The 13,844-nt window shown below is 48.4% G+C and carries 10 protein-coding genes and 1 pseudogene; 3 read left to right on the top strand and 8 right to left on the bottom strand.

Annotation, left to right across the window (positions count from 1 at the left end; translation table 11 throughout):
- Nucleotides 1–735 carry a lipopolysaccharide kinase InaA family protein gene (locus JF545_RS01970; RefSeq protein WP_206938019.1) on the top strand — a complete coding sequence of 245 codons (735 nt, stop codon included), beginning with the start codon at nucleotides 1–3 and terminating at the stop codon, nucleotides 733–735.
- Between the two features lie 183 nt (nucleotides 736–918).
- On the opposite strand, the gene JF545_RS01965 is transcribed toward JF545_RS01970, so the two are convergent.
- Entirely contained in the window at nucleotides 919–2,058 is a 1,140-nt protein-coding gene (locus JF545_RS01965; protein ID WP_206938018.1) for a glycosyltransferase, read from the bottom strand.
- 324 nt (nucleotides 2,059–2,382) lie between these two features.
- On the opposite strand from JF545_RS01965, the gene JF545_RS01960 reads away from it, so the two are divergent.
- Both JF545_RS01960 and JF545_RS01955 read left to right on the top strand, forming a co-directional pair.
- On the top strand, nucleotides 2,383–3,570 hold the full coding sequence (locus tag JF545_RS01960; protein ID WP_206938016.1) for a glycosyltransferase: 1,188 nt from the start codon (nucleotides 2,383–2,385) through the stop codon (nucleotides 3,568–3,570).
- A complete protein-coding gene (locus JF545_RS01955) occupies nucleotides 3,554–4,834 on the top strand; it encodes a PIG-L deacetylase family protein (protein WP_206938014.1) in 1,281 nt (426 codons plus the stop codon). Before JF545_RS01960 ends, JF545_RS01955 begins: the two co-directional genes overlap by 17 nt.
- Nucleotides 4,835–4,891: 57 nt before the next feature.
- Here JF545_RS01955 and JF545_RS01950 read toward each other — a convergent pair whose 3' ends face one another.
- The 7 genes and pseudogenes from JF545_RS01950 to JF545_RS01920 form a co-directional block, all read right to left on the bottom strand.
- A complete protein-coding gene (locus tag JF545_RS01950) occupies nucleotides 4,892–6,247 on the bottom strand; it encodes an O-antigen ligase family protein (RefSeq protein ID WP_206938012.1) in 1,356 nt (451 codons plus the stop codon).
- A gap of 34 nt (nucleotides 6,248–6,281) precedes the next feature.
- Nucleotides 6,282–7,298 carry a UDP-glucose 4-epimerase GalE gene (galE, locus tag JF545_RS01945; RefSeq protein ID WP_206938010.1) on the bottom strand — a complete coding sequence of 339 codons (1,017 nt, stop codon included), beginning with the start codon at nucleotides 7,296–7,298 and terminating at the stop codon, nucleotides 6,282–6,284.
- 18 nt (nucleotides 7,299–7,316) lie between these two features.
- Nucleotides 7,317–8,594: a sugar transferase gene (locus JF545_RS01940; protein WP_347401297.1), complete on the bottom strand. Its 1,278-nt coding sequence runs from the start codon at nucleotides 8,592–8,594 to the stop codon at nucleotides 7,317–7,319.
- A gap of 1,411 nt (nucleotides 8,595–10,005) precedes the next feature.
- On the bottom strand, nucleotides 10,006–11,187 hold the full coding sequence (locus JF545_RS01935) for a glycosyltransferase (protein ID WP_206938008.1): 1,182 nt from the start codon (nucleotides 11,185–11,187) through the stop codon (nucleotides 10,006–10,008).
- Nucleotides 11,187–11,342, bottom strand: a pseudogene (locus tag JF545_RS20185) (DapH/DapD/GlmU-related protein); the annotation flags it as partial. The pseudogene JF545_RS20185 and the gene JF545_RS01935, both read right to left, overlap by 1 nt.
- Nucleotides 11,343–11,685: 343 nt before the next feature.
- Entirely contained in the window at nucleotides 11,686–12,642 is a 957-nt protein-coding gene (locus tag JF545_RS01925; RefSeq protein ID WP_206938004.1) for an EpsG family protein, read from the bottom strand.
- Entirely contained in the window at nucleotides 12,639–13,844 is a 1,206-nt protein-coding gene (locus JF545_RS01920) for an oligosaccharide flippase family protein (protein WP_206938002.1), read from the bottom strand. Before JF545_RS01920 ends, JF545_RS01925 begins: the two co-directional genes overlap by 4 nt.

The raw sequence follows: 13,844 nt of genomic DNA, 5'->3' as shown, positions 1-13,844 counted from the left end.
ATGCAACTGCTGGATATTCCCTTTAACGATCGTCGCCGCCGCTACCTGATGTTTCATACACAGGGCCTGCCCGAGCGCCTTGCTCTGTCCCAGACAACCACGACGGAAGCGTTCGAGGCAGTGGGCTCCAGTCGCTTCTTCGTCTCTGAGGACGGCAGGATTCTAGCCAAGGTGGTAGCGGACAAGTTCTCGAAGACGCTCGAGCCCTTCAAATGGTTGACCCGCGACTACCTCGAGAAACGCTGGCTGGCCCAGTCAGACGCGCGAAAGGAATACCTGAGCATGCGTATTCTGGACAACGCCGGGCTGACCACACCCCGCTGCCATGGATGGGGCATCAGCCTGAACCCAGGCAATCGCAACGCGTCGCTGCTATTGATGGAACGAGTGGAAGGAGCGGTATCTGGCGGCGATGCATTCGAGGCGTTTACACCGAGTCAACGAGCTGACTTTCTGGATCGGTTCAGCCGGGAGGTGGCCCAACTGGCAGAAGCCGGTTTTGTGCACCGCGACCTGCACTTCAACAACCTGCTTATTGCCCCCTCCGGAGCGCTGGTGTGGGTAGATGCCCATGTCCGCCGACTGCCACGACAAGCGCAGCACAAATGGCGCGCCATCGCGACGTCACTCACCGCGGGCAAGCTACGTGGGGAAGACAACCGGGCTGAAGTTACCAGCCGTGTGGCGGATTACTTAAAGATCTTCGGGAGCGACCAAAGCCACGACAGCCCGTAGCATCTGCGGTACTACTTTTCGGTGGCTCCGCTCATTTCTTGGTTCCCTTACTTTTCGGTCCTTTACTATTGCTTGCTTTACTATGCCTGCCCTACAGTCCGCTGCTCTTTAAGCTTACGCCTTCTCCCACCACTTCCGATGCAGCACCAGTGTCTCGCCAAACCTTCTCTGATTCACTGACGCTCACTTATCTATAAAGGCGGCTGCCACTCTCTCCGGCATAAAGTCCTGGAGCCAAGCATCGCGGATGGCCGGCTTCGGGCTCGCCAATGCCTGGTTGATCCCCTCCGCCAGTGACGAAGCATCTCTCTCTACCAGGCAAGTCTCAAGCTCCCCCTTGAGAATCTGCCGCACACCGCCAGGGCAGTCCACTGACAGCACAGGCGTTCCGCAAGCCAGCGCCTCGAAAAGCACAATGCCCATACCTTCAAAGCGAGAGCTCAATACGAAAAGTCTGGCCCGATGCATCCACGGGTAGGGATTCTGCTGGTTACCAGCAAAGATGACCCGCTCAGCAATACCCAGTTCTTCCGCCAAGCATTCCAGCGCTTCACGCTTCTGCCCATCGCCCACCAGCACCAGCGGCATCTGGGTTTCTGACAAGGCATAGGCACGCAGCAGCAAGTCATGGCCCTTGGCGGGTACCAGCCTGGCCACATTCAGCAGGTAGGGTTGCTCCGGTATCTGCGGATTGTGCTCGTGCATTGACCTGCGAATGGCACGAATGGGGCAAGGGTTCGGAATCACCGTCAAGGAGCGAGGCCGAAACTTCCACAGCGCTTGCGCTTCACGCAGGCTGTCGGCCACCCCTTCCGACACCGCGACGAGGTCCCGGCGGTGATACAGACAGCGTGCAAACAGCATTCTGCGCCGGCTCGTCCCTTTCAGGTGAAAGATGTTCTCCAACACGTAGCGAGCCCGCTTGTCGCTAAAACTCCACACCAGTTCGAAGGTTCCGATGCCCCGAAACACGATGCGATCCACCTTGCCGTACTGCTTCTCGAAACGCTTCAGCCAGTGGCGAAACACGACACCACCCATGATCCCATTGCCCAGGAACAGCGCCCTGCCCAGCAACGGATTGAGAATCAAGCGAGCGATCACCTCAAGACCATAACCAATCAGCGTCAGGCGGTTACGCTGCTGCAGTGGCAGATAGTGCACCGTCACACCTTCGTGCTCCGGAGCCAGGGGTCGTTTCACCTTGCGAAAACTGACCAGATGGCTTTCATGGCCAGCCTCATGGAAGGCGTCTGCCAGGTTGACGGCCACCCTCTCCATACCGCCCATCTTGAGCGATCTCACTACCACCAGCGTTCTCATGAAAGGCGCCTTGTCCACCTGCCAACGAAAAGAGGCTAATGAGAACACAGATCACTATGCGTGATCGAGCCTTCCTGCCGAACACTCACGGCTCGCGGTACTGCCAGCATCCGCTACACCACCGCTTTCAACCAAACGCTGACTCGCTATATGTGAATTTGCTGAAACACGCGAAGACCTCCGTCCACCGAGACGCGCCCCCCTGCGGGCTTGCTAGACTTTGCAGTAGGAACACTTTGTGGCGAGAGCCAAACGAAACGTCTGGGCTGGCCAGCCGCATAGGTTCTGACACAAGGAAAGCCCTACCAGGCTAGGCGGTGAAAGATGGCAGATAAAAAGCGCGTTCTACTAGTGCTGCGACGTATGGGCATCGGCGGTATCGAACAGGCCACCAAAACCCTGGCGACCGCGCTGGATAGCGCAGGACACGAGGCGCACCTGCTGGTGCTGAAAGGGGCCAGCGCTCTCCCCTCGTATGCCCCCTTCCAGACTCACCACCATGACGTGGACAGAGCCAGCCGCAAGGGGTTGGGTCGACTGTGTCATCTGGCCGACAAGCTGCTACTGACCCCACTTATCAAGCAGTCTGGCTTTATCTGGCGGGGCAAGCGCTGCTCTCAGGAATTCCAGCGCTACGTTGGTGAGCTGGAGGACACATATGGACACTTTGACTTGATACTGATACGGGGTCAGGGCGCCTTCGAGAACCTCTGGGCCTTTGACGATGAGCGCACCTGGCGCGTGGTAGAAGCGGTCACCGGACGCTTCCCCGCTAATGCAAAGGGTCGCTGGCTGGCACGAGCGCTCTACCAGGATAAGAAGCTGCTGTTTGTCTCTCGCGGAGTCGAGAAGGAAGTAGGTCAATACCTGGAGCGCCAGGGCGTCACACCGCTGCGTGGCGAGATTCTTTACAATGCGGTCCCTATACCCTCGATCAGGCGAATGGCCACCGCCGATAAGGACTTGCACCTACACAAACCCTATCTGCTACACGTCGCGCGCCTGGTACCGGTGAAGAACCAACAGCGCCTGATTGCGGCCTACCACCTGGCCGTGAACCAGGGCCTTGAGCACGACCTCGTCATCATTGGTGATGGCTCCGAACGCCGACACTTGGAAGCCCAGGTGATGGCACTGGGGCTCGCCGCCAAGGTGCATTTCCTTGGCCAAAAGGACAACCCCTACCCGTGGATGAAGGATGCGACCGCCCTTGTGCTGAGTTCCAACTTTGAAGGCCTGGGCATTGTGCTGATAGAAGCCTTGGCGCTGGGCACCCAATGCGTTGCCTGCGATGTGCCAGGGGGTATTGGCGAGGTACTGGCCGGACCTCAGGCGCGCTTACTTGCCGCGCCAACCGTCGAGGCTCTCGCCGATAAGATGCGCGAGGCAGTAACGGATCCGGTAACGATCGACAACTCGATGGTAAAAGCGTTTGAAGCCCCAAGGATCATCAGCGATCTTGTAGCATTGGCCCCTGAGACAACGGATGTGCTCTATGCCCCATCAACGTGACCACCAACTCCCCCTGACACCTGACTGGGAATATACGGCCACGATCGACAGCGACGGGCACCTGACAGTAGACAGCACAGGACGACAGGCTCAACAGGGCTTACCGAACATCAGCAGCACCACATGGATGTTAGAGGTCAGCTATCGCGCGAGTTCGCGCTGGAAACTCCCCGCGGTAACAACTCACCAGGCCGGTACCGCTGGCTTCACACAGTATCTTGAGCCGAACGAGGCTGGCAGTCGCCTGATCAACCTCACCGGCATAAGCAGCCTAGAGGACATACGGTTTGATCTCTCGCACCTGCGCTTGGAAACCCAAGCAAGGATGCTAGGGTTCAAGCACCCTGATCTTGATAGTGGTCCGATCCTTATCGTCGCGCCCCACCCCGATGACGCAGAGCTTGCCGCCTTCGGTCTCTACGCCAAACACCCCCAGAATACGTGGATTGTGACCCTTACCCCCGGTGAGAGGCTCAAGAAGCTCGAAAAGCAGTACTGGCCCAGCATGGATGACCGTCTCGAGGAAGCGTCACGACGCAAGGGCTTCATCCGGACCTGGAACAGCGCTACAACGCCTCTTCTGGCAGGCGTCCAGGCTCAGCAGCTAGTGATGCTTGGCTACTTCAATGACACGTTGGCTGCACTTTATGCAGACCCCGACGTTCCACAGCCTTCTTACAGCGCGGGAGATGTCACACCGGACACCTTTCGCCAATGGAATCATTTGGCACTACCGAGCGATGGCCAGACAACTAACACAGGGCACTGCCTGCAGCGGGACCTAATCGCCCTGCTCGACCAGATAAAACCCACCACCGTTATCACACCGCACTCTGAGCTGGACCCTCACGCGGATCACATAGCCGCCACCGAACACCTTCTTGCCGCTATGCAAGAAAGCGACCACTCGCCAGAGACGATGTTGCTGTATGCCAACCACCTAAAGAGCACCCGAGGGTTCCCAAGAGGCCCGGCTCACGCCGCTGCCGGCGTATGGCCCACCCAGATGGCAACATCCAGACTTGGCGAATGGCGGCTAATGAGCACACGGCTAGACCTGGAAACCCAGAAACAAAAAGCCCTGGCATTGCACTCCATGCATGATCTTGGAGGCAAGCCAGGGCTTGAAAGGCGCTGGAAACGGCAGCTAATGCGATGGTTAAGCGGCGTACCCCCCCATCAGTGGAAAGAATACGGCGGTCACGACTACTTTCAAACTCACGTTAAGGCCCATGAGGTGTTCTGTTCGATCCAACTGAAGTGATGACCATCACGGGATCAATGCCAACTCACGCGACGGCTTGCTCAGGCCGAATCTTGCTTATGGGGCAGCTTGCTTGCGTCCAAACGTAAAGACTGAGCTGCCGGTTTCAAGCTGCCAGCGCCAGATGAAGGTGACGACCACCCCCATCACCACATTTTGAATGTACGAGCCTGTCCAGAAAAAACTATAGGATTCAAACAAACTAACAATAAAGTAATAAACAAAAAATGCCCAACCAAAAACGAACACTTCAGTTGGCATCACTCCTGCCTTCCAGGACTTGTAGCTACCAAGCCCTGTCCACACCACAAGCACACTAATTACGGACAGACCTAACAGGCCATAGCTAACAAGAAAGTCGAGCAAGGTGTTGTGCAAATGACCGTACTCTTCTTTGATATGTGGAGGAAGCCAATCAGTATGATCAATCACCAAGCCACGGCCTTCGCCGCCCCAACCCAGTATGGGTCGCTCCGCAAACCATTCCACCCCTGCGCGCCATGTATGAAGGCGAGTTCCAATACTGCTATAAGGAACCTCTTCCCAGTGACCCTGCACAGCATGAGCCATCACGGAATTCTCGGCCGCGAGACGTGTTTGAAGCGTGTCCTCAAACGTTATACCGGCAATAACGGCTAAGGCAACAATACTGAGGATTGCAATAAATCCTTGGCGTCGAGCACTACGAGAAAATTCACCCCTTAACGCAGCCACCACTAAAACAAAAATCGCCAAACAAGTGACAACTACCATAGCTAGCCATACAGCGCGAGTCTGAGTCACCACTACACCAAGCAAGCATATAGCAAAAGCAACGACCCAGGCCGTCCCTGTTAACCAAGCTAAGCGCCCACCAGAAAAGCATAGCCTGACAAAACAAAGTAAACCGATCAATGCCACACCAAAAAACATTGCAGTATGCTGTGCATTTCTGATATCGAGATCAATCCTATGGCCCTGCACCCCCCTTACCCACTGCTCCAGCGAACCATCAAAGAAAAAACACGTCGCCAAGAAGCCTAACAAAGCAAGTGACAACGCAAGCTTGACGTTACAATAACTGCCACCAAGCCAGAACGCCACGCCAACAAATAAAAACCATTTACCCAAACGATCAATTTCCGGATTACTTGGCAGCCAGCCAGGATGGTGATAGAAACCTGCTACCCAGCTCACCAGTTGAGTAATAACCACTCCAAGCAGACACCAAAAAACAACGCTGCTGCGAAGGTCCTTACTACAAAAAAGAATAAGAAACAAGGCGGACAGGGCACATAACGTACCTAAGCCCTGTCCGGCATCCGATAAAAAAATCCTGAGGGCTGAGTACCCTAAAGCTGAGACAGTACCAAGGAAAATAGACCAAGTGGGAAGCGATACACCAAGCGGTCCACTAACATTAGACAACTTCATAAGGAAATCCCGATGAGCTACGCGAGTAAAAATACTAACTTCGATAGCCATCGGGATTCTTAGACTGCCAACGCCAAGTATCCGCCATCATATCGTTCAATGACTTTGTTGCCGCCCATCCCAATTCCTTTTTTGCATTGCTAGGATCGGCCCAGCACTCTGGGATATCGCCCTCTCTTCGATCTATGATGGTGTACGAAATATCTCGACCAGACACACGCTGGAAAGCTTCAACTACCTCTAGCACCGAAGACCCATGCCCTGTGCCCAAGTTCCAAATCTTGGCACCTTTCTCAGTCGCAAGCTTTTTCATAGCGGCTAGGTGCCCAGCAACGAGATCTTCAACATGAATGTAGTCTCTGACACCAGTCCCATCCTTTGTCTGATAGTCACCACCGAAAATCGACAACTGTGGTCGTCTTCCTACAGCAACCTGCGCCACGTAAGGAACAAGATTATTCGGCTCACCCATTGGATCCTCTCCTATGAGGCCGCTCTCATGAGCCCCCACTGGGTTAAAATATCTTAGAAGAGCGATGGACCATTCCGGATCAGATTTCGCCACATCACGCAAAATCTCTTCAACGATGAGCTTGGATCTGCCATAGGGATTAGTCGGTGTGCCCGTAGGACAGTCCTCACTGATCGGCATATGCTTAGCATCCCCATAGACCGTAGCCGAAGAGCTAAACACCAAATTTCGAACGCCCGCACGTTGCATTACTCTACAGAGGGACAATGTGCCAGTTATATTATTTTCATAATATTTCAGAGGAGCGCTTACACTCTCTCCCACTGCTTTGAGACCCGCAAAGTGTAGTACTTCAGTTATGTCATTCTCCTTGAAGACCTTATCAAGAAGAACTTCATCACGAATATCGCCTTCCACCACAGAGCACTCACGCTCCGCGATAGAGCAAACCCTGCGCAAAGCCTCGGGAGAGGAATTACAAAAGTTATCAACTACTACAACTTCGTATGCCTCTTGCAGAAGAGACAATACCATGTGTGAGCCAATATATCCTGCGCCACCCGTCACCAATACAGCCACACAACACCTCCGACAAAATTATTTAGCACCGAAACCAGTCAATATCGTCTTAATTGTTTTAAAGACAATGAGTATGTCAATCCAGAGAGAGAAATGCTTAATATAATAAAAGTCGTGTTGAATTTTTATTCGCGTATCATCTGCATCACTAGCATAACCTTGAACAACCTGAGCCCAACCTGTAATACCGGGTTTGACAACATGACGATATGTGTAAAAAGGAATTTCTTCCTCAAATTGCTCTACAAAAGCACGCTGCTCAGGGCGAGGGCCGATTAAACTCATATCACCTTTAATGACATTAAAAAACTGAGGCAACTCATCCAGACGAGTCTTTCTAATAAAGTTTCCAACTCGAGTAATTCTGGAATCCGACGTTTGTGCCAGCTTGGCACCATCTTTCTCAGAGTCCACTCGCATACTACGGAACTTATATATTTTGTAACTCTTGTTTCCTTGTCCTACTCGCTCTTGGATGAAAAGAGCAGGCCCGGGGCTGTCCAGCTTAACGGCTATCGCAGTCAACGCCATCAAAGGCACCGCCAATGGCGCTACAAGCAACACAGCAAAAATATCAAAGCACCGCTTAAAAAAACTGTAAAGACGCGAAGGCAGCAGCGATCCTATCTCATTTTCCGCAAGGTGCTCTATCTCCACTCGCCCAGTCATCGATTCGGAAATCTGCTTGACGTGGTAGACAGGAATATAGTTAAGAGTACACTGAGCGAGAAATTTTTCCCATTCCGGCGACAGGTCATCCGATCTCAAGTCGGCCACTACGCCATCATAACGGACGTTATCCAGATCAGGTTGCTCCAAACATCTAAGCTCACTTCCTCCCGCAGACAACAGCTTACTCGCTGTTCCTATTGGAACAACGGCTAGTTTAAGTCTGCGATAGCGGATACCTAAAAAGTATCCGGCAAAACACCAGAACAAAGTTAATACATACCCAGTAAAAAGCACTTGACGTGAATATGCTTCTCGCCCAAAAAACAGAATTGCGATTGCTAGTAAGAAAGCGCTAGTTACTGTTGGAACAATGTATGCAGCAATCTGCACACCTGGATACTTCAGCAAACGGCGCTGCGTAATAATCACTAACATAAATGATAGCGCTATTGCCAAAACGCTATTCACTCTAACATCGTTAAGCGATAGCCAAAACCCCCATCCCCATCTTTCCAAGGAGGGCAAAAGTGCTGTAAAGAACACACCTACAATAATTTGAAATGGAAGCGTGAGCAACAGCATTTCATACCAACGAGAATGACGACGCTCATAAATTTGTGCCACAAAACATTCCTTTTATTCCTTAGCCAAAGCCAGTATTAGCAATCGCGACCAAATAAACTGATAGTATTCCGGTGCATTATGTAAATAAACACGATCAGAATCATCTGACCAGAGTAATTGCTAAAAAATATTTATGCACATGTAAACATGCAGCCGCTAGTTTCACAAAACCACAGACAGCTCCAGCTGGCCCTATGCAGACAGGTAAATGGTAACAACCTTTAGTAGACTCAACTACACTAGGGATACTTCCAACTACGCACGAAACACCATTGAAAATTCAGATATCCAAGCACTTTATTGAAAATTTCATCGCATAATTCCACAGGCGTTCTGGAGTTTCAAGGCTCACCAGGCATCATATTGCAGTCTCATCGGGCCCCATCACTGGTATAGCGCGATAGACCAGCTCTCTTACGCACATACTGGCCTAGCAGACCAATGGTATTATCGTTCTACCCGCATCGCTTGCACTATGTGGATCGTAGAAGTACATAGCCGTTCCGGCCCACGGTGTTCTCTAGGCATGCTTGACCATTTGATGCCCCTAATCATAGATTATCGATAGCCAAAGTGACAATGGAACACGAATTAATTTCACGGTGAAGCCGATCATGCTATTGGCCGCAGTGATACCGTGTATATTCACCAAGTTAACGTACGCCCGACCACTGTGACCACTTCAGAGCGGTTACTGGCCCCTTCTCCAATGGCCCTGGCCTTTTCCGATTACGATCTCCGGCGGACTCAAATGAATACTGACCAAGTCACGGACCGTGCTGCAACGGTTCTAACCGCGACGGAGTTGACGCCGCGAGCCTCTCTGATGGCGAAAGCGGCACACATTCAACGAGCCGCATAAAAAACATGAAGTGGCTTGTAGGTGGCCGCAAGACAGGACTGAAATATGTGGACACCTAGGTACAAGCACTTCAACAACTATTTGCCATGAAGACCTGTGCTTAAGCAACACATCGGTCCCTAGCTCGATGAAAGTCGTGCCAATACGGCCACTTCGATTGGCGTCGTGCTTAATGGCGTGTCAGCTAAATAAAAAACGGCGAGACTGGCGTAGCATCCCACTTGATCGAAGCATTACGCCATGTACCAGTTCGCGAGGAGTCGTACTTATAAGTCTTTAGAGATGCTTGATAATGGTGGGTTTCGTGCCACTATCATGCAACAATATAATCGTGACGCACTCTACATCCATATATTATTAGTAAAAATGAGTCCCAGAGATAGGATAAATAACCGTCACGGCCTTACACTTGCTAACTGTCAACATAGTCTGTATTGAATTTGAGCATAGAGTGACGTGAATGCAAGTTAAATTAAAAATAACAATATGTTTATTCATAACGCCTTATAAGTTGCAACCAAAACAAGACCAAGCGAGCTATTGCAACTATTATGTAAGCGAAAAAACTTTAGTCCTAGCAATAGAAGCCCAATGTGAGCTTCCATAACTATCGTTAGTCTGACAAATACCCTTCTCGAGCACCTCACGAGCCATACTGTTGCTAGGTAAAAAAAAGCGACTAACTTTTTCTTTGATATCAGTAGGCTTTCCCCGCTCGATAAAGATCGAGTTAAAACCATCTTTAGCTAACCCAGGGATACCTCCCACCGGGGTAAGAAATACTGGTTTATTATGTGACCAGGCTTCAAGTATAACCCTTGGAAAACCCTCATAATCATTATCTGAAGGAACGATTACTGCATCAGATTTAGCGAAATAATCTTTTAGAGCATCTCCTGAAGCAGGTCCAGCTATCTTCACATGTTTATCAATACAAAGCTCTGTACTTATGTCCCTTACTTTTTCTAATTCTCCACCACCTACGATCAATAACTTATACTCCCCCTCTTCAACTAGTTGACGCATGGCTTCTAACAAATCAAAGACGCCTTTATCTTCCCTTACCCTTCCCACGAACAAAAGGTTGATTACTTCACTGCTAGCACTTTCGACCTTACCCCGAGCGCTATTAGGTTCGATTATGGAATCAATAAAATAGGTACTGTTTTTATCATGTTTCAGACAAAATTTATGCAGCTTGGTTCCCGTTGCTAAATTTATGGAATAGCCAGATTTAGTCACGAAAATAAGTGCGACATGCATCAACTTAGAGAACAAATATGCCGCATAACGACTAAATCCTTTATATTTTTTATTTTTCCAAACCAGCCTTATGTCGGCACATACATGAGAGACAAAATATCTTTTTTTTAACACGAGAAACACAGAGAATATCAAGGAAACTAATGTTGGATTTCTAACCCAAAACACACGCTTCTGGTCTGTAGCTAACTGCTTTACCTTTCCAAGAAAACTAGAGAAAAAACTTTTTTCCGTGAAGGTCTTTTTAACAAAGCCAAGAATACCCTCATAATGAGGCAACAGGACAACCTTACTACTGTCAATTTTGGTGCCACCAGGATGTTCGGCCACCTCTCTAGAGTGTGTCACAACTTCCCACTCTAAGTCACGAAACGTATTTATTAAAAAAGAAGCCGAGGAGGATGAAGTGTAATAATTTCCATTATGAAACAGTAACTCTTCACCGAGAAAGAAACTTATCGTGTGCATTAACCTAACTTCCTAGCCGGCACTCCACCGACAGCAGAGTTTGAATCTACATCCTTATTCACCACGGCACCTGCAGCTATTATGACGTTACTACCAACTTTAACCCCTGGTAGAATCGTCGACCCATGACCAATCCAGACATTATCCCCAATTTCTACAACTCTTAGCTTACGTACTTTATCTTCCATACCATCTTTGATCGTCGAGTGGTTCATAGTTGCAACCATGACATTTGGGCCGAATCGCACATTATTACCAATGATGATTCCGCCAGTGCAATCAATGATATTGTTTCGACCAAAGCCACTCCCTGTACCAATAGTCAGATTCCAGGGTCGATAGATCTCTACGTTCTCTTTTACTGAAATGTTTTTCCCAGCCTGTTTAAAAAATGGCTTTAATGCAGCTCCACGTAACCTGTGTCCTAATCTTCCAGGGATAAAGAGAAAAAGCCATTGATATAAGCTCCATGCTTCATCGCATAACGCTAGTTTATACCTATGCATATATAATACCAAGTAGATTTTTCGACAAGTAAATCATCAAGTATACAACTCCTAACCACATGCAAAAACGGCTTTCACTTCTCAATAACGCATATATAGCAATTGGCTCTACAAAAGAAAGTAATATTAGTGTTCTGCCAGATAACAAGGCAACAGAAGAGCTCCCAATAACAAAAGCCGCTAGAAAAAGTGCCAAAACAATTGTGTGTATGTTGGCACTGTTTCTACTTTCTCTTATATAATCCTTCAGAGCGAGCCACATCAAGCAAAAAATGCACAACACATATATGGTAGAGACAAAAGATTTTCTTTCAAAATAGGCTGAACCGATGTAATTATCTTCTGCTAAAACTTGAAAGGCGAATGCTATTACATAGCTCCCAAAAACTGCCGCTACCGAGACTACAAGAGCTACTAAAGAAAACCTCACTCCAACACTAAACCCCTTAATCTTGTGCACAATTAACAAATAGATACGGTAAAATATATAATAAAACACTATTGAAAAATGCATCGATGCCGCTACAGCGAGACCGCATAGCCTAGTTAATTTACTCTTTCCAGCACTGCCTGCTAACAATACGATATTCAAGAAAACCAAAATCGCGATTGCAAAGCGAATCTGAGTCCCAAGGAATGTAGCCTGAAATATTATATTCGGATATGCCAATAAAAAAACAAATAAATTTCTATATAATGCGGCCAATAACAAACATACAATTACAAGTAATGAAATCCAGTATTGTTCGAATGAAAAGTCCAGCACATGCCTAAATAACGCTCCAACTATCTCGAAGCCAATATCATAAGACCATTTGGATTTTTCGTAATTAATCTCATAATTGCCTATATCTGGATTTAAACTGCTGTCGTAGTTCAGCAAAGGAAACAATAATAGTAATAGAAGCACTCGTACGACATACTTTGTTATCTTAAGCAACGAAGTCATCCCTTAACTCTATTATTATAAATGACGTAGAATGATATAATTACCAGTAGATAGCTACAGACAACTAATGACCACGCTGCAGCTTGTGCTCCCCATATGGCAACTCCAGGAAGTTGTAGCCCAAGGTACACAATGGCTACAAACCAATTCTTGGCCGCCTCATGCCGATTCAACCCCTTCGAAATCATGAACCTTGATAGTATTGGCCCGAGGGAGAAGGCGGGTAACGCCATCACAAGAACTGCCAGTATCTCCGACGAAGGCCGAAATGGTTCGCCGTAAGCCAAGACTATAATTTCTTCGCTCCACATCATTACTGTAATGCTAATAATCACCGCGGTACAAAAAACAGTTAGGAAAAAGCCGGATAAAAATTTGCGACTACCAGTTACAATTGAAGAGAAAAACGCTATAGATACTACCATCGCTGCGGCAAGAAAAGGGCTTATGATCTTTGAAGCCGCTGCGTATAATCCTGCAACTTCTTCGCCTATTATTGCTTTTACCACGAAAACATCTGACTGCAACAATAATGGTGTCGATGCCCCTGCTATTGCCAAATATTTTAAGTTATCAAAAATTTTAATCAGATTTTTTAGCTCAATTGCCTTTTGATTCTTAAATATTTCCTCTCGATTAAAAAGATAAACCATCTTAATAAATGAGCTTACAAGCAAGTCTAGAGGAAGAGCAAATATGAGTATAGATAAAGATGCATCTATCTTAAAACACGCATAGCAGCTAATGGCAAACGTGGCTTTACCAATCACATTAGCGAGCACGGCTACATGAGCTTTTTCTCTTTCTAGAAGATAGAAGTCTAAGACGTCAAATCTTAGGAAAAGGTGGTATACTGTAAAGGCTACTACTAGCAAAAGGACATCGCTACTCGAGACATATAATACTACTGCAGCGGCCATCGCCTGAAGTAAAGTTGCCAATCCACGTAAGACTATCACATCTCTTAAAATTTCATTAAGTTCTCTTTCTTTAGATTTTATTATTAGCTGATTCTGAAACCACACGGACGCACCTAGTGCGCCTACAAATGAAAGCATCCCAAACACAGACATCGCTGAATTTAATTTGCCAAATTCACTAACCTCCAAAGTGCGTGCGATCCATATAAACCCAAGGAACTGCAAGCCGAGTGCTATTACCTTATCACTTCCCAAAAAAACTAGCTTTTTTAACGACGCCAT

Origin of the sequence: Halomonas litopenaei, from assembly GCF_017303055.1 — a bacterium.
Taxonomy (GTDB): Bacteria; Pseudomonadota; Gammaproteobacteria; order Pseudomonadales; family Halomonadaceae; genus Halomonas; species Halomonas litopenaei_A.
The sequence above is the reverse complement of the archived record's forward strand: the minus strand, read 5'-3'. Positions and strand labels throughout refer to the sequence as shown.